Raw genomic sequence first — 19,199 nt, forward strand, 5'->3', positions numbered from 1 at the left:
GCGATCTCAATGCACAAGGCGGGTCCGGTGCGCCATCGCGTCAGCCGTGGCCTGCCTCCCAGCCCAGCATGGCGCGCTTGCGTGTCAGCCCCCAGTGATAGCCGGTCAGCGCACCGGATTTGCCCAGCGCCCGGTGGCAGGGGATGACGAAGGAGACCGGGTTGGCACCCACGGCCGCGCCCACCGCGCGGCTGGCCTTCGGCTTGCCGATCGCCGAGGCGATGTCGGAATAGGTCACCGCCCGCTTCATCGGAATGCGCATCAGCGCTTCCCAGACACGCACCTGGAAATCGGTCCCGATCATGACGACGCGCAGCGGCTGGTCCGCCCGCCACCGCGCCGGGTCGAAGATCCGTGCGGCGTAGGGCGCGGTCGCGGCAAGGTCGTCCACGAAGCGGGCGTTCGGCCAGCGCCGTGCCATGTCCGCGAAGGTTTCCGCGTCGCTGCCCGGGTCGGCAAAGGCCAGCCCGCAAAGGCCGCGGTCGGTCACCATCACGAGCGCCCGGCCGAAGGGCGAAAGGTGAAACCCGTACCGGATGGTCAGGCCCGCGCCCCGCGCCTTGTAATCGCCGGGCGTGATGGCCTCGTGCGTCACGAAGAGATCGTGCAACCGGCCCGGACCGGACAGGCCGAGATCGAGCGAGGCGTCGAGAATGGGCGCGCCGGCGTCCAGCAGCCGCCGCGCATGGTCGAGCGTCACCGCCTGCAGGAACGCCTTCGGCGACAGGCCCGCCCAGCGGGTGAACAGCTTCTGCAGGCCGGTCGGCGTTTCGCCCACTTCCGCTGCGAGAACTTCCAGCGAGGGCTGTTCGCGATAGTCGAGTGAAAGGATCTCGATCACCCGGCGCACGGTCTCGTAGTCCGTGCCTTCCGGCGTGATGTCCTCGGTCAGGATGGCAGTCTGCTGGGTCATGGTTGCTGTCTCCATGGCCTGAGAATGGAGCAGCGCCGGGGGCTTTGCCACCCGATTCTTGCACTTGTTCGGGTTGTTTGCCGGTCAGCCCCGCTTCACCCGCGCCAGCGCGCCTCCGAAGGCCTGCGAGAAGGTCTCGCGGTCGTCGGGATTGAGGAACGAGCCGACCGGAACCGACAGCCCGCGCTGGGTCACGGCCATGCCCGTGACGCCGATTTCCTCGTGCCGGGTCACCTGGAACTTCGCCCAGAACGGGTTGAAATGGTGGTCGGCCACCTTGCCGGATGGCGCGATCTTGCGGATCAGCATGTGGTGCCGCCAGATCCGCACCTCCTCGCGGGCACGTGCGGCGCGATAGTTCATCCGGAACGCGATGTAGAGCGCGATGACGTCGAGGCCGAAGAAGCCGAACACCGGCCAGGCGCCCTTCATCAGGAACAGCAGTCCCGACGCCAGCCAGACGAAGGCGCAGATGCCCATGACGACGTAGAATCCCGTCCGTCCCATCGAGCGATGGGGCGTCAGGAGGGCATCGAAAACCGGCTCTTCGCTGTCAACGGCGGTAGCTTGGCTCATGGGGAATGATTATAGGGGAAAGATGGAAAAACCAAACGTCAAAAAAACCGCGTCGAATTCGCCGGCAAGGAAAAGAAAGCCGGCCGCGAAGCGCTCGCGTTACACGAAGGAAGAGGTGCGCGAGATCTTCCGACGCTTCTCCGTCCAGCGCCCCGAGCCGAAGGGCGAACTGGCGCACGTGAACCCGTTCACGCTGGTCGTCGCGGTCGCCCTGTCGGCCCAGGCGACCGATGCCGGGGTCAACAAGGCGACGAAGGAACTGTTCAGGGTCGCCGACACGCCGGAGAAAATGCTGGCGCTGGGCGAGGACAGGGTCGGGGAATACATCCGCACCATCGGCCTTTGGCGCAACAAGGCCAGGAACGTCATTGCCCTGTCGCGCAAGCTGGTGGACGATTTCGGCGGCGAGGTCCCGCGTACGCGCGAGGAACTCGTCACCCTGCCGGGCGTCGGCCGCAAGACCGCCAACGTGGTCATGTCCATGGCCTTCTGCATTCCGACGATCGCCGTCGACACCCATATCTTCCGCATTGCCAACCGGCTCGGCCTGGCACCGGGCAAGACCCCCGACGAGGTCGAGGCCCGGCTCATGCGGGTGATCCCGGAAGACTATCTCTTCCACGCCCACCACTGGCTGATCCTGCACGGCCGTTACTGTTGCAAGGCCCGCAAGCCGGAGTGCGAGCGCTGCGTCATCGCCGACATCTGCAAGTCGCCGGAGAAGACCTGCGACATTCCCGCCGCGCTGGTGGAACTGCCGCCCCAGGTCATCGGCTGAGGATCAGGCCGCGCGCATCGCTTCGCGCGAGGCGAATTGCGGGTCGGATGCCGACAGCATCTTGTGCAGGTGGACCATCATCGCCGCGGCAAACAGCGGCGTCATCAGGTTGAGAAGCGGAACGGCCAGGAAGCCGGCGATCACCAGGCCGGCCAGGAAGACGGTCGTCGAATGCTTGCGCCGGAACATCCTGGCCTCGGCTTCGGGCCGGAACCGCATGGCGGCGAACTCGAAGAATTCCCGTCCCAGCAGGTAGCCGTTGACGAGGAAGAAGGCGATCACGTTGACGCCCGGAACGAGCAGCAGGAACAGTGCCACGATGTTCCCGGCCGCCACGACGCCGAGAAATTTCAGCGACAGCACGAGGCCGCGCATGACCGGCACCGCTTCGCCGGGCCGGTCGCCCGGGTAGTCCTCGTGTTCCACCACCTCGGCGATGTCGTCGAGGAAAACGCCTGCCACGACGGCGGTCACCGGGGCGATCAGCAGTGCCAGGCCCAGCGCCAGGCCAAGCCCTGCGAAGATCGCCGCGACGAACCCGAGCCATCCAAGCCAGGAGGGCATGCCCGGCACGAGCGTGTCGAGCCAGGGCAGGGCAAGCCATTCGAAGACGTCTTTCAGCCCGAACCAGGCGACGATCAGCAGCAGGAGTGTCAGGCCGAGCGACTTGAACAGCACCGACCGGAACGGCGGCGTGAAGAGGCGGCTGGCGGCAAGACGGGCGGCATCGAGGATCATCGGCAACTCCTGGAGCAATTCCGGCGAACGTGGGAACCGGCTTCGCGTCCTGTTTCGCAAGAGGCAGGGCGGCAGTGCACCGGTGCGGTCCGGCCAATGGCCGGGCGCCCCGGTCGGGCAGAATGTCACATGGGCATTGCAGCCGCTCCCTGCAAGCCCGGTTTTTCTTGCAATGCAGCATTGTTGCGCTACAGAGGGAGGCATTGCAGGCTGCGCCGTTCAAGGCGGCAAGGGGACCAGAGCCATGAGCCAGTACGACGTCTTGTGCATCGGCAATGCCATTGTCGACATCATTGCCCGCTGCGAGGATGATTTCCTCGTCGCCAATGCCATTCACAAGGGGGCCATGAACCTGATCGACGCCGAACGGGCCGAGACGCTCTATGCTGCCATGGGACCGGCGGTCGAGATGTCGGGTGGCAGCGCCGGCAACACGGCAGCCGGTATCGCCTCGCTCGGCGGCAGGGCGGCCTATTTCGGCAAGGTCAGCAATGACAGTCTCGGCCGCATCTTCTCCCACGACATCCGCGCCCAGGGCGTCGCCTTCGACACCCGACCGCTCACCGGAAACCCGCCCACCGCCCGCTCGATGATCTTCGTGACGCCGGACGGCGAACGGTCAATGAACACCTATCTCGGCGCCTGCGTCGAGCTGGGTCCGGAAGACGTCGAGGAAGACAAGGCGAAGGCAGCGAAGGTCACCTATTTCGAGGGTTACCTCTGGGATCCGCCGCGTGCCAAGGAAGCTATCCGCCAGACCGCGGCCCTGGCCCACGCCGCTGGCCGGGAAGTGTCCATGACCCTCTCCGACCCGTTCTGCGTCGACCGCTACCGCGAGGAATTCCTCGACCTGATGCGTTCCGGCACGGTCGACATCGTCTTCGCCAACGAGCACGAGCTGAAGTCGCTCTACCAGACAGCGGATTTCGACACCGCCCTGGCCGCGGCCCGCGAGGATTGCAAGCTGATTGCCGTGACCCGCTCCGAAAAGGGATCGGTCATTCTCAAGGGCACGGAAACGGTGATCGTGGAAGCCATCGCCGTCGACGAGATCGTGGACACCACCGGTGCCGGCGACCTCTATGCCGCCGGCTTTCTCTACGGTTACACGGCGGGCCTGCCGCTGGCGACCTGCGGCGAGCTTGGATCGCTGGCCGCCGGCATCGTCATCCAGCAGATCGGCCCCCGGCCGCAGGTCAACCTGCGCAACAAGGCCGCGCAACACGGCCTGGTCTGACCGGCTTCACCGCTTGTCGCCGTCATCGCTGCGAAGCACGCCCTCGCGCTTCAGTTCCGCCTCGGAGCGGCCGGGCCGCGGACGGTAACCGGGTATCCGCCAGCCAAACGCCAGCGCCCCGCCGCGCACCACCAGGGCGGCCGCGAATCCCGCAGGCGCCGCAAGCCAGACAGGCGCGCCGCCAAAGGTGGCCAGCGTGAAAACCGCGGCGCCCACCATGGCCGCGGTGACGTAGATTTCCGGCCGCATCAGCACGGACGGTTCGCCGGCCAGTGTATCGCGGGCAACGCCGCCGAAGGTCGCGGTCAGCATGCCGGTCACGATGGCGATGGTGGCCGATCCGGTGGCCGCCAGTCCCTTTGCCGCGCCCATCACGCCATAGGCGGCGAGCCCGATCGCGTCCAGCCAGACCAGCCAGCGGTACCGGCTCTCCACCAGGTGGGCGGTGAAGAAGACGATCACCGCGATGGCCGCGCAGGTGAGGATGTAGGAGGGATCGCGGACCCAGAACACAGGCGCCTGTCCGAGAATGAGGTCACGCAGCGTGCCGCCGCCGATCCCCGTGATGACGGCGAAGAACAGGAAGCCGATGATGTCGAGCTGCCGGCGCGAGGCTGCAAGCGCCCCCGTCGCGGCGAAGACCGCGACACCGGCAAGGTCGAGGAGCGTCAGAACGTTCATGGCAACAAGCCATGCCACGCATGCCGCCCCCGCTCAACGAAAAAGGCGGCCCGGTGAGGCCGCCTTCGGGAACTCCAGGCAGGACGCTCAGGCGTCGCCTTCGGCCTGCGGGTTCACCGGGCCGGGTTCCGGCGCCTTGGGCGCGGCCTTCGGACCGCCGCTCGCCACGCCGACCATGGCAGGGCGCAGCACCCGGTCGCCGATCACGTAGCCGGTCTGCACCACCTGGACCACGGTCTGGCTTGGAACCTCGGGGTTCGGCACTTCGAACATCGCCTGGTGATAGTTCGGGTCGAAACGCTCACCCTCGGGGTTGATTTTCCTTACCCCATGGCGCTCGAGGGCGCCCGCCATGTCCCGCGCGGTCATTTCCACGCCCTCGATCAGCGCGATGAAACCGGCCTCTTCCGAGCGCCGCGCATGTTCCGGCAACGCCTCGATGGCGCGTGACAGGTTGTCGGCCACGGCCAGCATGTCGCGCGCGAAATTGGCGATGGCATAGGAGCGGGCATCACCCACCTCGCGCTGCGTGCGCTTGCGCAGGTTCTCCATCTCGGCGGCGGCACGCAGCAGCCGGTCTTTCAGATCGGCATTCTCCGCTTCCAGTGCCGCAGCCGGATCGTCCCGGCCGGCGTCCGCGGCGTTTGCCTGGGTTTCCATTTCCGGATTTTCCTCGGTCATGGCCGCCTCGTTGGCCATGCGGGTCTCCTTGGAGCCTTCGGTCATGTCGCTCGTCCTGTGTCGTTTGCAGGGCTCTTGGCCCTTGTCTGGGGTTGCGCCGCATATCGAACTTCAGGCCGGAAAAATCAAGGCTCGCGGTTGCGGTCAGCGGATCATCCGGCTGATCACCTGGGCCGTGTAGTCGACCACGGGCACGATCCGGGCATAGTTCAGCCGGGTCGGCCCGATCACGCCGAGGGCCCCGACCACGCGCGATTCCGCATCGCGGTAAGGGGCCACCACCAAAGACGAGCCCGACAGCGAGAACAGCTTGTTCTCCGAGCCGATGAAGATTCGAACGCCTGAGCCTTCCTCGGCCATGTCGAGCAGCTGGACCAGGCCTTCCTTGGTCTCCAGGTCGTCGAACAGGTGGCGCAGAAGGTCCAGCTCCGCCTGGGCGGTGACATTCTCCAGCAGGTTGGCGCGGCCGCGCACGATCAGCCGTGCCGGCAGCGACGCGCCGTCGCCGGACCACACCGCGATGCCCTTTCGAACGAGGTCTGCCGAAAGCGAATCCAGTGCCTGCCGGGTTTGCTCCATCACGCGGGCGATCTCGGTGCGCGCCTCCGCCAGCGTCCGTCCGCGGATATTGGCGTTGAGGAAGTTGGAAGCCTCGACGAGCTGGCTCTGCGTCACTCCGGCGGGAACCTCGATGATGCGGTTTTCCACGTCGCCCGACTGCGATACCAGCACCGCCAGGGCCTTGCCGGGTTCCAGCTGGATGAACTCGATATGCTTGAGCGGTGCTTCGCTCTTGGCGGCCAGCACCATGCCGGCCCCGCGGGTAAGGCCCGAGAGCATCTGGCTGGCCTCGGTCAGCATGTATTCCAGGTTATGGCCTGCGCCCGAGGCCGCGACCTGCGAATCGATCATGTTGCGCTCGTCTTCCGACAGCGCGCCGACTTCCATGAACGCATCGACGAAGAAGCGCAGCCCTGCCTGTGTCGGAAGCCGGCCGGCGGAGACATGCGGAGAATAGATCAGGCCGAGATGCTCCAGGTCCGACATCACGTTGCGGATGGTGGCCGGAGAAAGCGATTGCGGCAGCAGGCGCGATAGGTTGCGCGACCCGAGCGGCTCGCCGTCCTTCAGGTAGCTGTCGACGATCACCCGGAAAATGTCGCGTGCTCTCGTGTCGAGCAATGGCAGCGTCGATTCAGTCACGTGCTGGGTCATGGGTCAACCTAGTGCATGGACTTCCAATATATAATCGGCCGCGCGGCGAACTCAATGTTTGCCAGCGGATCGGCGGAACGCTAGAAGGCCAGTCTGATCCATAGCCCAAGTCCGAGGTTCCCGATGCGTCCGTCGAAACGCCAGCATGATGAAATGCGCCCCGTCCTGTTCGAGCGCGGAGTGTCCAAGCATGCCGAGGGATCCTGCCTCGTCAAGTTCGGCGACACCCACGTGCTCTGCACGGCCAGCCTCGAGGAACGCGTGCCCGGCTGGATGCGCAACTCCGGCCGCGGCTGGGTGACGGCGGAGTACGGCATGCTGCCGCGCGCCACCGGCGACCGCATGCGCCGCGAGGCCTCGGCGGGCAAGCAGGGCGGCCGCACGCTCGAAATCCAGCGCCTGATCGGCCGTTCGCTGCGCGCCGTCGTCAACCTCGATGCGCTGGGCGAGCGCCAGGTCACCGTCGACTGCGATGTCATCCAGGCCGACGGCGGCACGCGAACCGCCTCGATCACCGGCGGCTTCGTGGCACTGCACGATTGCCTGACCTGGATGGAAGCCCGTTCCATGGTTCGCGTCGCCGACGTGCTCAAGGATCATGTCGCGGCCATTTCCTGCGGCCTCTACAACGGTGCCCCGGTGCTCGACCTCGACTACATCGAGGACTCCTCGGCCCAGGCCGATGCCAATTTCGTCATGACCGGCAAGGGCGGCATCGTCGAGATCCAGGGAACTGCGGAGGGCGAGGCCTTCAGCGAGGACGAGTTCAACCAGTTGATGGGCCTGGCCCGCAAGGGCATCACCCGCCTCGTCGACCTGCAGAAGATGGCGATCGGCTGATCCATGCAAGCCAAGGGCATCCTGGAAACGGCGATCTATGCCGGCGACCTTGATGCCGCCGAAACCTTCTGGGCGGACGTGATCGGCCTGGAGCGCATTCTCAGGGTGGACGGCCGCCACGTCTTTTTCCGCTGCGGCGACGGCGTGCTTCTCGTCTTCAATCCGGCCGCCACTGCCCGTCCGCCCTCCGATCCGGCGATGCCGGTGCCGCCGCACGGGGCACATGGACCGGGCCATGTCTGCTTTCGCGCATCGGGCGACGAGATCGACGCCTGGCGGACGCACCTGGAAGGCCATGACATCGCCATCGAGGCGGATTTCCGCTGGCCGAACGGCGCCCGTTCCATCTACTTCCGCGATCCGGCGGGCAATTCCGTCGAATTCGCCGAACCATCCATCTGGGGCCTTGAATGAGCACTGAAACCGTCCGCCCGCTCGCCAGCCGCGAGATCGTCGTGGCCACGCACAATGCCGGCAAGCTGGCCGAGATCCGTGACCTGATCGGGCCCTTCGGCTTTGCCGCGAAATCCGCCGGCGAACTGGACCTGCCCGAACCGGAGGAGACCGGCACCACCTTCGAGGAGAACGCCGCCATCAAGGCGCTGGCCGCTGCCAGGGCCACCGGCCTGCCGGCCCTGTCGGATGATTCCGGCCTCTGCGTCGATGCGCTCGACGGCCAGCCCGGCGTCTACACCGCCGACTGGGCGCAGAAGGCCGACGGCACCCGCGATTTCGCCATGGCGATGCGCAATGTCGAGGAGCGCCTGCAGGCCGCGGGCGCGCTGACCGATGACCGCCGGACGGGCCGCTTTGTTGCCGTGCTCTGCCTCGCCTGGCCCGATGGCCACACCGAGTTCTTCCGCGGCGAGGTGGAAGGCACGCTTGTCTGGCCGCCGCGCGGAGAACGGGGCTTCGGCTACGACCCGGTCTTCCGGCCGGAAGGGCACGAGCGCACCTTCGGCGAGATGCCGGCGACAGAGAAACATGGCTGGGAAGCCGGCCGCGGCGACCTCGGCCTGTCGCATCGCGCCCGCGCCTTCGCCCTTTTCGCGCGCGAGAAACTGGGCGCCGAATGAGCGTGAACCGCGACGACGGCACGCCGGGCTTCGGCGTTTATGTCCATTGGCCGTTCTGCGCGGCCAAGTGCCCCTATTGCGATTTCAATTCCCATGTCCGCCACCAGCCGGTCGACCAGCCGCGCTTCGCCGCTGCCTTCCGCCGCGAACTGGAGACGATGCACGCGCGCACCGGGCCGAAGGAGGTCACCTCCATCTTCATGGGCGGCGGAACGCCCTCGCTGATGCAGCCGGAAACCGTGGCCGCGATCCTCGATACCGTAGCGGAGCTGTGGACCGTTCCTGACGGCATCGAGATCACCATGGAGGCAAACCCGCAGAGCGCCGACGCCGGCCGCTTTGCCGGCTATCGTGCCGCCGGCGTCAACCGCCTGTCGCTGGGCGTCCAGGCGCTCAACGATGCCGACCTGAAGTTCCTCGGCCGCCTCCACGATGCCCGCGAGGCGCTCGATGCCATCGAACTGGCGCGCGGCACCTTCCCGCGCCTGTCCTTCGACCTCATCTATGCCCGGCCGGGCCAGACGCCGGAGGCCTGGAAGACGGAACTCGAGGAGGCCATTGCCCATGCCGCCGACCACCTGTCGCTCTACCAGCTGACGATCGAGGAGGGCACACCCTTCTTCGCCCTCCATGCCGCCGGCAAGATCGCGACGCCGGACGCCGACGCGGGCGCCGCGCTCTATGAGTTGACCCAGGAGATCACGGGCAGGCACGGTCTCCCGGCCTACGAGATTTCCAACCACGCCATGCCGGGGGCCGAAAGCCGCCACAACCTGACCTATTGGCGCTACGGCGAATATGTCGGCGCTGGTCCGGGCGCACACGGCCGTTTCGTGGAAAACGGCCGACGCATCGTCACCATGGCCGAACGGGTGCCCGAGGCCTGGCTGGCGCGCGTCGAGGACCGGGGCCACGGCGTTGCCGATGGCGAGGTACTCACCCGTGGGCAGGAAGCCGATGAAATGCTGCTGATGGGCCTGCGCCTGCGCGAAGGCCTCGATCTCGCCCGCTACGAGGAAACCGCGGGCCGTCCGCTTCTGCCGGAACGTATCGCGGTCCTGCAGGACGAGGGGCTGGTCGAGCCGCTCGGCAATTCGCGCCTGCGCGTCACGCCTGCCGGCATGATCGTACTCGACGCCGTGGTCGCCGACCTCGCCCGGTAGTCAGGCCCGAGATGGCGGGATGGCGGCCTCTGCCTCGTCGCGGCCCAGCGCGGCCAGGACTTGCGCCACGATATGCGGCGCGTTGAGCCCGGCCTCGTCGTACATCTTCGAGGGGCTGTCATGCTGGATGAAGCTGTCCGGCAGCACCATGGAGCGGATCCGCAGGCCGCGGTCGAGATGGCCGTTCAGGGCCAGGAAATGCAGCACGTGGCTGCCGAAGCCGCCGACCGCGCCTTCCTCGATCGTGATCAGCACCTCGTGCTCGCGTGCCAGGCGCGCCACCAGGTCCTCGTCCAGCGGCTTGGCGAAGCGGGCATCCGCCACCGTCGTCGAAAGCCCGCGCGTTTCGAGGTCTTCCGCCGCCTTGACGCATTCGGCCAGCCGCGTGCCGAAAGAGAGAAGTGCAACCTTGCTGCCCTCGCGCACGACGCGGCCCTTGCCCAGCGCCAGCACCTGCCCGCGTTCCGGCATGTCCACGCCGACGCCCTCGCCGCGCGGGAAGCGCACCGAGGAGGGCCGGTCGTCGATGGCCAGCGACGTGGCCACCATGTGCTTCAGTTCCGCCTCGTCGGCGGCGGCCATCACCACGAAGCCGGGCAGGTTGGCCAGGTAGGCGATGTCGAAGGAACCGGCGTGCGTCGGCCCGTCAGCACCCACGAGTCCGGCCCGGTCGATCGCGAAGCGCACCGGCAGGCCCTGGATCGCCACGTCGTGAACCACCTGGTCATAGCCGCGCTGCAGGAAGGTGGAATAGATCGCGCAGACCGGTTTCATGCCCGCGCCGGCCAGCCCGGCGGCAAAGGTCACCGCGTGCTGTTCGGCGATACCGACATCGAAGGTCCGCGACGGGAAGCGCTTGCCGAACAGGTCCAGCCCGGTGCCGGACGGCATGGCCGCCGTGATCGCCACGACGCGTTCATCCTCTTCCGCCTCCCGGATCAGGCTCTCGGCAAACACCTTCGTGTAGGACGGCGCGTTGGATGTTGCCTTCTTCTGCTCGCCGGTGATGACGTCGAACTTGGCGACGCCGTGATACTTGTCCGCCGCCCGTTCGGCCGGGCCGTAGCCCTTACCCTTCTTGGTCAGCGCGTGGATCAGCACCGGCCCCGTCGCCCGCGCCTTCACCGTGCGCAGGACCGAGAGCAATTGCTCCATGTCGTGCCCGTCGATGGGACCGACGTAGGAAAAGCCCAGTTCTTCGAACAGCGTGCCGCCGACGACCATGCCCTTGACCAGGTGCTTGGCCCGCTCCGCGCCTTCGCGGAAGGGCGGCGGCAGCAGTTCCAGCGCGCTCTTGGCGATCGTCTTGAAGTCCTGCAGCGGCTTTTCCGTGTACAGCCGCGAGAGGTAGCGCGACATGGCGCCGACCGGCGGCGCGATCGACATCTCGTTGTCATTGAGGATCACGAACAGGCGCTTGCCGAGATGTCCGGCGTTGTTCAGCGCCTCGTAGGCCATGCCGGCCGACATCGCGCCGTCGCCGATCACCGCGATGGCGTCGCCCGTGTCCATGCCGAAATCGCGCGCTGCGGCGAAACCGAGGGCGGCGGAGATCGACGTCGAGGAATGGGCCGTGCCGAACGGGTCGTACTCGCTTTCGCTGCGCTTGGTGAAGCCGGACAGGCCGCCGCCCTGCCGCAGCGTGCGGATGCGGTCGCGCCGCCCGGTCAGGATCTTGTGCGGGTAGGCCTGGTGGCCGACATCCCACACGATCTTGTCGCGCGGTGTGTTGAACACCGCATGCAGCGCCACCGTCATTTCGACGACGCCGAGCGACGCGCCGAGATGACCGCCGGTTACGGAGACGGCGGAAATCGTTTCTGCGCGCAATTCATTGGCCAGCCGGGCCAGGTCACCATCCGACAGGCGCTTCAGGTCGGCCGGGCTTTCCACCTGGTCGAGCAATGGCGTATGCGGCCTGTCTTGGGTCACGGGGCTGGCCCTCCGGGTTGTCTGTCTGCCGCAATCGGGCGGCAGCTTGGTCTGGGGCATCAACTAGTTCAGCCGGTGGCCCTTTGCAACGGCCAGAACGCCGAGCCTTCCCGCACCTTTGTCGCAGAAACCGTGCAGGCGGGCCATCCGCGCCGTCAGCGCGCGCTGGCGGTCATCTGCAACCCGCCTTCCGGCTGGGTAGTCAGCTTCTGCACCGGCCAGGGCTCGGGCGCTCCGGGCGCCATGTCGAAACGCCAGCGGCGCATCAGCACGCCAAGCGCAATGACGGCTTCCTGCAGCGCGAACGACGCACCGATGCAGATGCGCGGCCCGGCGCCGAACGGCAGGTACTGGAAGCGGCCCACCGCCTCGCGGTTTTCCGGCCAGAACCGCTCGGGCACGAAAGCGTCCGGCCGGTCCCAGTAGAGCCGGTGGCGATGCAGGACCCAGGGCATGACAAGCACCTGCGTGCCGGCCGCGATCGTTTCGCCGTTCCACTCGAAACCGGCGATCGCCTCGCGGTTGATCGACGGGGCAGGCGGATAGAGCCGCAGCGCTTCCTCGAAGGCGGCCCGGGTATACGGCATGGCGTCGAGCCAATCGTAGGGATCGTTGACCTCGGCCGTTACGCGGTCCACTTCCTCCTCCACCCGGAGGCGTTCCTCCGGCGCGTGGGCCAGCAGGTAGAGCGTCCAGCCGAGCGCCCGGGCCGTGGTCTCGTGGCCGGCGCCGATGAAGGTGATGATGTTGTCCTCCACCTCGTCGCGGGTCAGCCCGTCCGGTCCTTCGGCCTTCAGCAGCAGCGTCAGGAAATCCTCCGGCACGTCCGCGCCGCGATCGAGCTTCGCGCGCCGCATGGCCATGGTTTCGCGAACGATCTGCCGGAAGAAGGCCAGCGCCTTTCGTCCCCGCAGCCGCGTGATCCGCGGTAGCCAGTCCGGCGCGGCCAGGAGATCGAGCGGGTCGACCCGCCCCATGGTTTCCAGAAGCCTCTCGACGCGGTCGCCGAACAGGTCGGGATCACCCGCGATCTCGTTGGAAAACAGCGTCTCGGCGAGGATTTCATAGGTCAGTTGCGTCATGTCGTGGGCCATGTCGAAGGCCCCGTCGCGGGTCTCGTAGATCGCAGCGAACCGCTCCGCCCGGGCAAGCATCGGTCCGGCAAAGCCGCGGATATGGCGCGGCGTGAACACCGGCGCCATGGCCTTGCGCCCGCGCTTCCAGGTTTCGCCTTCGGCCGTCAGCAGTCCGTCGCGCAGGATCGGCCGGAGGATTTTCTGGCGCACCCGCGCCATGCGGAAATTGCGCGCGTCATCGACCAGGACATGGCGCACCAGCGCGGGGTCGTTGGCGATCAGCAAGGGCCCGCCGATTCCGCCGCGCACGTGAATGACCGGCTCGTTGTAGGACGGCTCGCCCCACAGCTCGAGCGGATTGCGGTAGACGATGCGCACCATCTGGAGAAAGGAGGGCGGCGTCGTGCGCGGCTTCGGCGCGGGCGGGACGAAGGGTTGCGGTCGGCTGTCCATGATCGGGCTCCAGTCTGCCCCGAATGTAGGGTCGTCGGGCCCGGTAATCCAGCGACGGGGAGGGATACGACCGAAGGCATATCTAAATTAGGGTGTAGTCGATTGACAATTCTATCTTGGATTGTTCCGATCGCGCCCGTCGAACGGCCTGAATCGCCGTTCCGGGACTGGGAGGATGACCATGAAATCAGTGTTTCTGAAAATCGCCGCGTCGGCCGTTCTGGCTGCCGGCCTCGCCGGCTCGGCCGCCGCATCCGAGTGCATTGCACCGGCCAATCCGGGCGGCGGCTGGGACTTCACCTGCCGCCAGGTCGGCAAGGCGATGCAGGATCTCAAGCTCGTCGACGGCACGGTGCAGGTGACCAACCTGGCTGGTGGCGGCGGTGGCGTCGCATTTGCCGAGGTCGTCAACAAGCGAAACGACGACAACGACCTGATCGTGGCGGCGTCCTCGGCGACGGCCACGCGCCTGGCCCAGGGCGCGTATCCGGGCAACACGATGGACCAGGTCCGCTGGCTCGCATCGGTCGGGGCGGACTACGGGGTCATCGCCGTGGCCAAGGACTCCCCGATCCGGACGCTTCCCGAACTGATGGACCGGATCAAGGCCGATCCGGCATCGGTGTCGGTCGCCGGCGGCTCTGCCGTTGGCGGTTGGGACCACCTGAAGGTCCTGTTGGCGGCCAAGAAGGCCGGCGTCGACGATGTCCGCAAGATCAAGTATGTCGCCTTCGACGGTGGTGGCGAAGCCGTGACACAGCTGCTTGCCGGCTCTGTCCAGGCTTTCACCGGCGATGCCTCGGAGGCCAAGGGCTTTGTCGATTCCGGCGACATCCGGGTCATCGCCGTCCTGGCGCCCGAACGGCTTGAAGGCGATTTCGCGGCCTTTCCGACGGCGAAGGAGCAGGGGATCGACGTGATCGGCGCCAACTGGCGCGGGTTCTACGCGCCCGGTGGCATGTCCGACGCTGCCTATGACGCCTGGGTGGAGAAGATCGGCGCGGTCTATGACTCCGCCGAATGGAAATCCGTCATGGCATCCAACGGACTGGCCAGCCTCAACCTGCGCGGCAAGGCGTTCCAGGATTTTGTCGCCGGGAGCATCCGGTCGATCCAGGACCTGTCGCGCGAGATCGGCATCGTCCAATAGGCGCTTTCGCGGCCGCGTCCCCGGCGGTGCGGCCGCCTGTCACCGTCATTCCGTACAAATTGAGAAGGCAGGTCGTCGATGAGTGACCGGATACTGGGTGGCGTCTGCGTCGCCCTGGCCATTTTCTATGTCTGGGCTGCGACGCAGATCCGCCTGAGCTTCATCTCCGATCCGGTCGGCCCCCGCACCTTCCCGATCATCGTCGGCATCCTGTTCGGATTGTCTGGGCTCGTGCTCATGCTGCGCCCGGACCCCGATCCCGCCTGGCCGAATGCCGGCCGGCTGGCGGAAATCGCCGCGGCGGTGATCCTGCTCGCCGGCTACGCCAGCCTTCTGCCGCGCTTCGGTTTCGTCGCCACGACGGCGGTGACGGCAGGCTTCCTGTCATGGCGCCTCGGCGCGCGGCCGGCGGCGGCCGCCTTCGCCGGACTGGCCATATCGGTCGGCATCTATGTTGTGTTTCATCTCGTGCTCGGGCTGTCGCTGGCCCGTGGCCCCTGGGGTTTCTGAGGAGGACCGGCCATGGATGTGCTCTCGTCTCTCGGTGACGGCTTCACGATCGCGATTACCTGGCAAAACCTTGGCCTCGCCTTTGTCGGCTGTTTCCTCGGCACCATCATCGGCGCCCTGCCGGGGCTCGGTCCGTCGAACGGTGTTGCCATCCTCATCCCGCTCGCCTTCACCCTCGGCCTGCCCGCCACGCCGGCGCTGATCCTGCTGACCTCGGTCTACTACGGCGCCATGTACGGTGGCCGCATCTCCTCCATCCTGCTCAACATCCCTGGCGATGAACCCGCGATGATGACGACCCTGGATGGCCACCCCATGGCGCTGAAGGGCCAGGCAGGAGAAGCCCTGGCCATCTCGGGCCTGGCGTCCTTCGTCGGCTCGTTCTTCGCCACCTGGGGGCTGGTCTTCCTGGCGCCGCAGCTCGTCAAGGTGGCGCTTCTCTTCGGCCCGGCGGAATATTTCGCGCTCTTCGCCCTGGCCTTCGCCACCCTGGGCGGCCTGGCAAGCCGCAACCAGGCCAAGGCGGCGCTGGCGGCGACATTCGGCCTGGCCATCGCCATGATCGGCGTCGACGGCCAGACCGGCGTGCCGCGTCTCTCCTTTGGCGAGGTCCATCTTTATGACGGCATCGACTTCCTCGTTGCCATCGTCGGGCTCTTCGCCCTGTCCGAGGTCTTCGTCTTCCTCGAGCACCGCAAACCCGGCGAGGATGGCGCGCCAAGGCCCGCGCTCGGCCGGGTCATCCCGCCCGCGGGCATGGTCCGCAGCTGTCTTGGCGCCATGTCGCGCAGCACGGTCGTCGGCTTCATTGCCGGGGTTCTGCCGGGTGCCGGTGCCTCCCTCGGCTCTTTCCTCGCCTATGGCCTGGAGAAGAAGATCGCCGGCAATGCGGAAACCTTCGGGTCCGGCGATCCGCGCGGCGTCGCGGCCCCGGAAGCCGGCAACAATGCTGCCGCCGGCGGCGCGCTGGTACCCATGCTGGCGCTCGGCGTGCCCGGGTCCGGCACCACGGCCGTCCTGCTCGCCATGTTGCTGGCGCTCAACATCACGCCCGGCCCGCTGCTGTTCGCCAAGAACCCGGACGTCGTCTGGGGCCTGATCGCCGCGCTCTTCATCGCCAACGTCATGCTCCTGCTGATGAACATCCCGCTGGTCGGGCTGTTCGTGCGCGTTCTCATGGTCCCGACCCGCTACCTCATGCCGACGGTCGCGATGGTCTCCTTCGTCGGGATCTACGGCATTTCCGGCTCGACCTTCGACCTGATGGTGATGATCGTCTTCGGTGTTATCGGCTGGGTCCTGCGCAAGATGGACGTGCCGCTGGTTCCCGTCATTCTCGGCATCCTGCTGGGCAACCAGATGGAGGTGAACCTCCGCCGGGAACTGACCATTTCCAACGGCGACTGGACGGCGCTGGTCCACTCGCCGCTGGCCATCGCCTTGTGGCTGGTGGCTGTGGCCGGGTTCCTTGCGCCGCTTCTGGTTGGCCGCTACCTGCGCCCGCGGTCGGCAAGCCCGATCGCCGACGAGGCGAACAGCGGCGACTGAACCTTCAAAATGGCCGGGCAGCCGGGCCCGACAGCCATGCAATCCCCAGCTCAATGGGGTCGCTGCATTTGGAAAAGGGCCTTGATTCGCCTATATCTTGACCATGTGCGGATGCGTGATTCGCGGCAGGCTTTGCGCATCCGGTGAACAGGCAGGAAGAAACGGATCTCCATGACCGAAACGCCCGAGACGACACCCGGCGCAAACCCGGAGTACGGTGCCGAATCCATCAAGGTTCTCAAGGGCCTGGACGCGGTTCGCAAGCGCCCCGGCATGTATATCGGCGACACCGATGACGGCTCGGGCCTGCACCACATGGTCTACGAGGTGGTCGACAACGCCATCGACGAGGCGCTCGCCGGTCATGCCGACCGCGTGACGGTGACGCTGAACGCCGACGGATCGGTGACCGTGACCGACAACGGCCGCGGCATTCCGACCGACATCCACACCGGCGAAGGCGTCTCCGCGGCCGAGGTCATCATGACCCAGCTCCATGCCGGCGGAAAGTTCGACCAGAATTCCTACAAGGTCTCCGGCGGTCTGCATGGCGTCGGCGTTTCGGTGGTCAACGCGCTTTCCGTCATGCTCAAGCTGAAGATCGCCCGCAAGGGCAAGTGGCACGAGATGACCTTCACCCACGGCGTCGCCGACGCGCCGCTGGCCGTCACCGGCGATGCGGGCAGCTACACCGGCACCGAGGTTACTTTCCTGCCCTCGCAGGAAACCTTCACCAAGACCGAATTCGACTATGCCACGCTGGAACACCGGCTGCGCGAACTGGCCTTCCTGAATTCCGGCGTCCGCATCGTGCTGACCGACAACCGCCATGCCGACGTCAAGCAGGTGGAACTGCACTACGAGGGTGGCCTCGAGGCCTTCGTGAAATATCTCGACCGCGCCAAGAAGCCGCTGGTGGAGACGCCCATCGCCATTCTCGGCGAGAAGGACGGCATCACCGTGGAGGTGGCGCTGTGGTGGAACGACAGCTACCACGAGAACGTGCTCTGCTTCACCAACAACATTCCCCAGCGGGACGGTGGCACCCATCTGGCCGGCTTCCGTGGCGCGCTGACGCGCCAGATCACCGGCTATGCCGATTCGTCGGGCCTGATGAAAAAGGAAAAGGTGACACTGACCGGCGATGATTGCCGCGAAGGCCTCACCGCCGTCCTGTCGGTCAAGGTGCCCGATCCCAAGTTCTCGTCCCAGACCAAGGACAAGCTGGTGTCATCGGAGGTCCGTCCCGTGGTGGAAAGCCTGATGAACGAGAAGCTTGCCGAATGGCTGGAGGAGCATCCGGCCGAGGCGAAATCGCTGGTCGGCAAGGTGGTCGAGGCCGCTGCTGCACGCGAGGCGGCCCGCAAGGCGCGTGAACTGACGCGCCGCAAGGGCGTGCTCGACATCACGTCGCTGCCGGGCAAGCTGGCCGACTGCCAGGAAAAGGACCCGGCCAAGTCGGAGATTTTCATCGTCGAGGGTGATTCCGCCGGCGGCTCGGCCAAGTCGGGCCGCTCGCGCCAGAACCAGGCGATCCTGCCGCTGCGCGGCAAGGTACTCAACGTCGAGCGCGCGCGCTTCGACCGCATGATCTCCTCCGACCAGATCGGCACGCTGATCACCGCGCTCGGCACCGGCATCGGCAAGGACGAGTTCAACCCGGAAAAGCTGCGCTACCACAAGATCATCATCATGACGGACGCCGACGTTGACGGCGCCCACATCCGCACCCTGCTGCTGACGTTCTTCTTCCGCCAGATGCCGGAACTGATCGAGCGCGGCCACCTCTACATCGCCCAGCCGCCGCTCTACAAGGTGACGCGCGGCAAGTCGTCGGTCTACCTGAAAGACGAGGCTGCCTTCGAGAACTACCTCATCGAGAGCGGTCTCGACGAGGCTTCGCTGGAGATGGGAACCGGCGAGGTGCGGTCTGGCCAGGACCTGCGGGCCGTCATCGACGATGCACTCGCCGTCCGCACCCTGGTCCAGGGCCTGCATTCGCGCTATGACCGCGCGGCGGTCGAACAGGCGGCCATCGCCGGCGCGCTCGACCCCGCCATTCTTGCTGATCCGGCCCGTGCCGCCGAGATGGCGGCCCGTATCGCGGAGCGTCTCGACCTGATTTCCGAGGAGACCGAACGGGGTTGGGAAGGCCGTGTCAGCCCGGCCAACGATCCCGATGCGCCGGGCTCCGGCGGTTACGTGCTGGAACGCACCGTGCGCGGCGTCAAGGAGGCCGTGCATCTCGATGCCGCACTCGTCGGCTCCGCCGATGCCCGCGCCCTCAATCGCTATGCCGGTCGCCTGCACGAGGTCTATGGCACGCTGCCGGTGCTGCGCCGCAAGGACAAGGCCGAGACGATTGCCGGTCCGCTGCAATTGCTCGAAGGCGTGTTCGCCACCGGCCGCAAGGGCATCCAGATGCAGCGCTACAAGGGTCTCGGCGAGATGAACGCCGAGCAGCTCTGGGAAACGACGCTCGATCCCTCGGCCCGCTCCCTGCTGCAGGTCAAGGTGAACGACGCGACCGACGCGGATTCCCTCTTTGCCCGCCTGATGGGCGACGAGGTGGAGCCGCGCCGCGAGTTCATCCAGGACAACGCCCTGTCCGTCGCCAACCTGGACGTCTGAC

At 66.7% G+C, this 19,199-nt stretch carries 18 protein-coding genes; 10 read left to right on the forward strand and 8 right to left on the reverse strand.

Annotated features, from left to right (window positions below; all coding sequences use genetic code 11):
- Positions 1–40: 40 nt before the first annotated feature.
- Complete coding sequence (locus CSC94_RS01665) at positions 41–913, reverse strand: methylated-DNA--[protein]-cysteine S-methyltransferase (protein ID WP_099303080.1); 873 nt, start codon at positions 911–913, stop codon at positions 41–43.
- A gap of 84 nt (positions 914–997) precedes the next feature.
- Positions 998–1,489 (reverse strand): DUF2244 domain-containing protein, encoded by a 492-nt coding sequence (locus CSC94_RS01670; protein WP_099303082.1) that lies wholly within the window; start codon positions 1,487–1,489, stop codon positions 998–1,000.
- Between the two features lie 22 nt (positions 1,490–1,511).
- Here CSC94_RS01670 and nth point away from each other — a divergent pair, with 22 nt between their 5' ends.
- Positions 1,512–2,267, forward strand: a complete 756-nt coding sequence (gene nth / locus CSC94_RS01675) for an endonuclease III (protein WP_099303084.1) — start codon at positions 1,512–1,514, stop codon at positions 2,265–2,267.
- Positions 2,268–2,270: 3 nt separating this feature from the next.
- On the opposite strand, the gene CSC94_RS01680 is transcribed toward nth, so the two are convergent.
- Positions 2,271–3,005, reverse strand: coding sequence for a sulfate transporter family protein (locus CSC94_RS01680; RefSeq protein WP_099303086.1), 735 nt, complete (start codon positions 3,003–3,005; stop codon positions 2,271–2,273).
- A gap of 244 nt (positions 3,006–3,249) precedes the next feature.
- Here CSC94_RS01680 and CSC94_RS01685 point away from each other — a divergent pair, with 244 nt between their 5' ends.
- Entirely contained in the window at positions 3,250–4,242 is a 993-nt protein-coding gene (locus CSC94_RS01685; RefSeq protein ID WP_099303088.1) for an adenosine kinase, read from the forward strand.
- Positions 4,243–4,248: 6 nt separating this feature from the next.
- Here CSC94_RS01685 and CSC94_RS01690 read toward each other — a convergent pair whose 3' ends face one another.
- The 3 genes from CSC94_RS01690 to hrcA all read right to left on the reverse strand — a co-directional run bounded on the left by CSC94_RS01690 (position 4,249) and on the right by hrcA (position 6,819).
- Complete coding sequence (locus CSC94_RS01690; protein WP_099303090.1) at positions 4,249–4,923, reverse strand: trimeric intracellular cation channel family protein; 675 nt, start codon at positions 4,921–4,923, stop codon at positions 4,249–4,251.
- Positions 4,924–5,010: 87 nt separating this feature from the next.
- On the reverse strand, positions 5,011–5,649 hold the full coding sequence (gene grpE / locus CSC94_RS01695; protein WP_099303092.1) for a nucleotide exchange factor GrpE: 639 nt from the start codon (positions 5,647–5,649) through the stop codon (positions 5,011–5,013).
- Positions 5,650–5,748: 99 nt separating this feature from the next.
- On the reverse strand, positions 5,749–6,819 hold the full coding sequence (gene hrcA, locus CSC94_RS01700) for a heat-inducible transcriptional repressor HrcA (RefSeq protein WP_099303094.1): 1,071 nt from the start codon (positions 6,817–6,819) through the stop codon (positions 5,749–5,751).
- Between the two features lie 123 nt (positions 6,820–6,942).
- Between hrcA and rph the strand changes: the two genes are divergently transcribed.
- From rph to hemW, 4 genes are read left to right on the forward strand one after another with little or no spacing between them, the layout of a single operon-like run.
- Complete coding sequence (gene rph / locus CSC94_RS01705) at positions 6,943–7,659, forward strand: ribonuclease PH (RefSeq protein WP_099303096.1); 717 nt, start codon at positions 6,943–6,945, stop codon at positions 7,657–7,659.
- Between the two features lie 3 nt (positions 7,660–7,662).
- Entirely contained in the window at positions 7,663–8,073 is a 411-nt protein-coding gene (locus CSC94_RS01710; protein ID WP_099303098.1) for a VOC family protein, read from the forward strand.
- On the forward strand, positions 8,070–8,735 hold the full coding sequence (gene rdgB / locus CSC94_RS01715) for an RdgB/HAM1 family non-canonical purine NTP pyrophosphatase (protein ID WP_099303100.1): 666 nt from the start codon (positions 8,070–8,072) through the stop codon (positions 8,733–8,735). Before CSC94_RS01710 ends, rdgB begins: the two co-directional genes overlap by 4 nt.
- The gene (gene hemW / locus CSC94_RS01720; RefSeq protein WP_099303102.1) at positions 8,732–9,898 is read left to right on the forward strand and encodes a radical SAM family heme chaperone HemW; all 1,167 of its coding nucleotides are present in this window, start codon (positions 8,732–8,734) and stop codon (positions 9,896–9,898) included. Before rdgB ends, hemW begins: the two co-directional genes overlap by 4 nt.
- Here the strand turns inward: hemW and dxs are convergent, their stop codons facing one another.
- The gene (dxs, locus tag CSC94_RS01725) at positions 9,899–11,890 is read right to left on the reverse strand and encodes a 1-deoxy-D-xylulose-5-phosphate synthase (protein WP_099303104.1); all 1,992 of its coding nucleotides are present in this window, start codon (positions 11,888–11,890) and stop codon (positions 9,899–9,901) included. It abuts the gene before it with no gap.
- A 95-nt stretch (positions 11,891–11,985) separates the two neighbouring features.
- The gene (locus tag CSC94_RS01730; protein ID WP_099303106.1) at positions 11,986–13,359 is read right to left on the reverse strand and encodes a cytochrome P450; all 1,374 of its coding nucleotides are present in this window, start codon (positions 13,357–13,359) and stop codon (positions 11,986–11,988) included.
- Between the two features lie 181 nt (positions 13,360–13,540).
- On the opposite strand from CSC94_RS01730, the gene CSC94_RS01735 reads away from it, so the two are divergent.
- The 4 genes from CSC94_RS01735 to gyrB all read left to right on the forward strand — a co-directional run bounded on the left by CSC94_RS01735 (position 13,541) and on the right by gyrB (position 19,198).
- Entirely contained in the window at positions 13,541–14,509 is a 969-nt protein-coding gene (locus CSC94_RS01735) for a Bug family tripartite tricarboxylate transporter substrate binding protein (RefSeq protein ID WP_099303108.1), read from the forward strand.
- A gap of 78 nt (positions 14,510–14,587) precedes the next feature.
- Entirely contained in the window at positions 14,588–15,019 is a 432-nt protein-coding gene (locus CSC94_RS01740) for a tripartite tricarboxylate transporter TctB family protein (protein ID WP_099303110.1), read from the forward strand.
- 12 nt (positions 15,020–15,031) lie between these two features.
- Positions 15,032–16,567: a tripartite tricarboxylate transporter permease gene (locus tag CSC94_RS01745; protein WP_099303112.1), complete on the forward strand. Its 1,536-nt coding sequence runs from the start codon at positions 15,032–15,034 to the stop codon at positions 16,565–16,567.
- Between the two features lie 171 nt (positions 16,568–16,738).
- Entirely contained in the window at positions 16,739–19,198 is a 2,460-nt protein-coding gene (gene gyrB, locus CSC94_RS01750) for a DNA topoisomerase (ATP-hydrolyzing) subunit B (RefSeq protein ID WP_099303114.1), read from the forward strand.
- Position 19,199 lies beyond the last annotated feature (1 nt).

Source organism: Zhengella mangrovi (assembly GCF_002727065.1).
Taxonomy (GTDB): Bacteria; Pseudomonadota; Alphaproteobacteria; order Rhizobiales; family Rhizobiaceae; genus Zhengella; species Zhengella mangrovi.

Excerpts from the sequence above, each read along its gene's own strand:
- CSC94_RS01665 (WP_099303080.1), bottom strand. The coding sequence starts at position 913 with ATGACCCAGCAGACTGCCATCCTGACCGAGGACATCACGCCGGAAGGC.
- CSC94_RS01670 (WP_099303082.1), bottom strand. The coding sequence starts at position 1,489 with ATGAGCCAAGCTACCGCCGTTGACAGCGAAGAGCCGGTTTTCGATGCC.
- nth (WP_099303084.1), top strand. The coding sequence starts at position 1,512 with ATGGAAAAACCAAACGTCAAAAAAACCGCGTCGAATTCGCCGGCAAGG.
- CSC94_RS01680 (WP_099303086.1), bottom strand. The coding sequence starts at position 3,005 with ATGATCCTCGATGCCGCCCGTCTTGCCGCCAGCCGCCTCTTCACGCCG.
- CSC94_RS01685 (WP_099303088.1), top strand. The coding sequence starts at position 3,250 with ATGAGCCAGTACGACGTCTTGTGCATCGGCAATGCCATTGTCGACATC.
- CSC94_RS01690 (WP_099303090.1), bottom strand. The coding sequence starts at position 4,923 with ATGAACGTTCTGACGCTCCTCGACCTTGCCGGTGTCGCGGTCTTCGCC.
- grpE (WP_099303092.1), bottom strand. The coding sequence starts at position 5,649 with ATGACCGAAGGCTCCAAGGAGACCCGCATGGCCAACGAGGCGGCCATG.
- hrcA (WP_099303094.1), bottom strand. The coding sequence starts at position 6,819 with ATGACCCAGCACGTGACTGAATCGACGCTGCCATTGCTCGACACGAGA.
- rph (WP_099303096.1), top strand. The coding sequence starts at position 6,943 with ATGCGTCCGTCGAAACGCCAGCATGATGAAATGCGCCCCGTCCTGTTC.
- CSC94_RS01710 (WP_099303098.1), top strand. The coding sequence starts at position 7,663 with ATGCAAGCCAAGGGCATCCTGGAAACGGCGATCTATGCCGGCGACCTT.
- rdgB (WP_099303100.1), top strand. The coding sequence starts at position 8,070 with ATGAGCACTGAAACCGTCCGCCCGCTCGCCAGCCGCGAGATCGTCGTG.
- hemW (WP_099303102.1), top strand. The coding sequence starts at position 8,732 with ATGAGCGTGAACCGCGACGACGGCACGCCGGGCTTCGGCGTTTATGTC.
- dxs (WP_099303104.1), bottom strand. The coding sequence starts at position 11,890 with ATGCCCCAGACCAAGCTGCCGCCCGATTGCGGCAGACAGACAACCCGG.
- CSC94_RS01730 (WP_099303106.1), bottom strand. The coding sequence starts at position 13,359 with ATGGACAGCCGACCGCAACCCTTCGTCCCGCCCGCGCCGAAGCCGCGC.
- CSC94_RS01735 (WP_099303108.1), top strand. The coding sequence starts at position 13,541 with ATGAAATCAGTGTTTCTGAAAATCGCCGCGTCGGCCGTTCTGGCTGCC.
- CSC94_RS01740 (WP_099303110.1), top strand. The coding sequence starts at position 14,588 with ATGAGTGACCGGATACTGGGTGGCGTCTGCGTCGCCCTGGCCATTTTC.
- CSC94_RS01745 (WP_099303112.1), top strand. The coding sequence starts at position 15,032 with ATGGATGTGCTCTCGTCTCTCGGTGACGGCTTCACGATCGCGATTACC.
- gyrB (WP_099303114.1), top strand. The coding sequence starts at position 16,739 with ATGACCGAAACGCCCGAGACGACACCCGGCGCAAACCCGGAGTACGGT.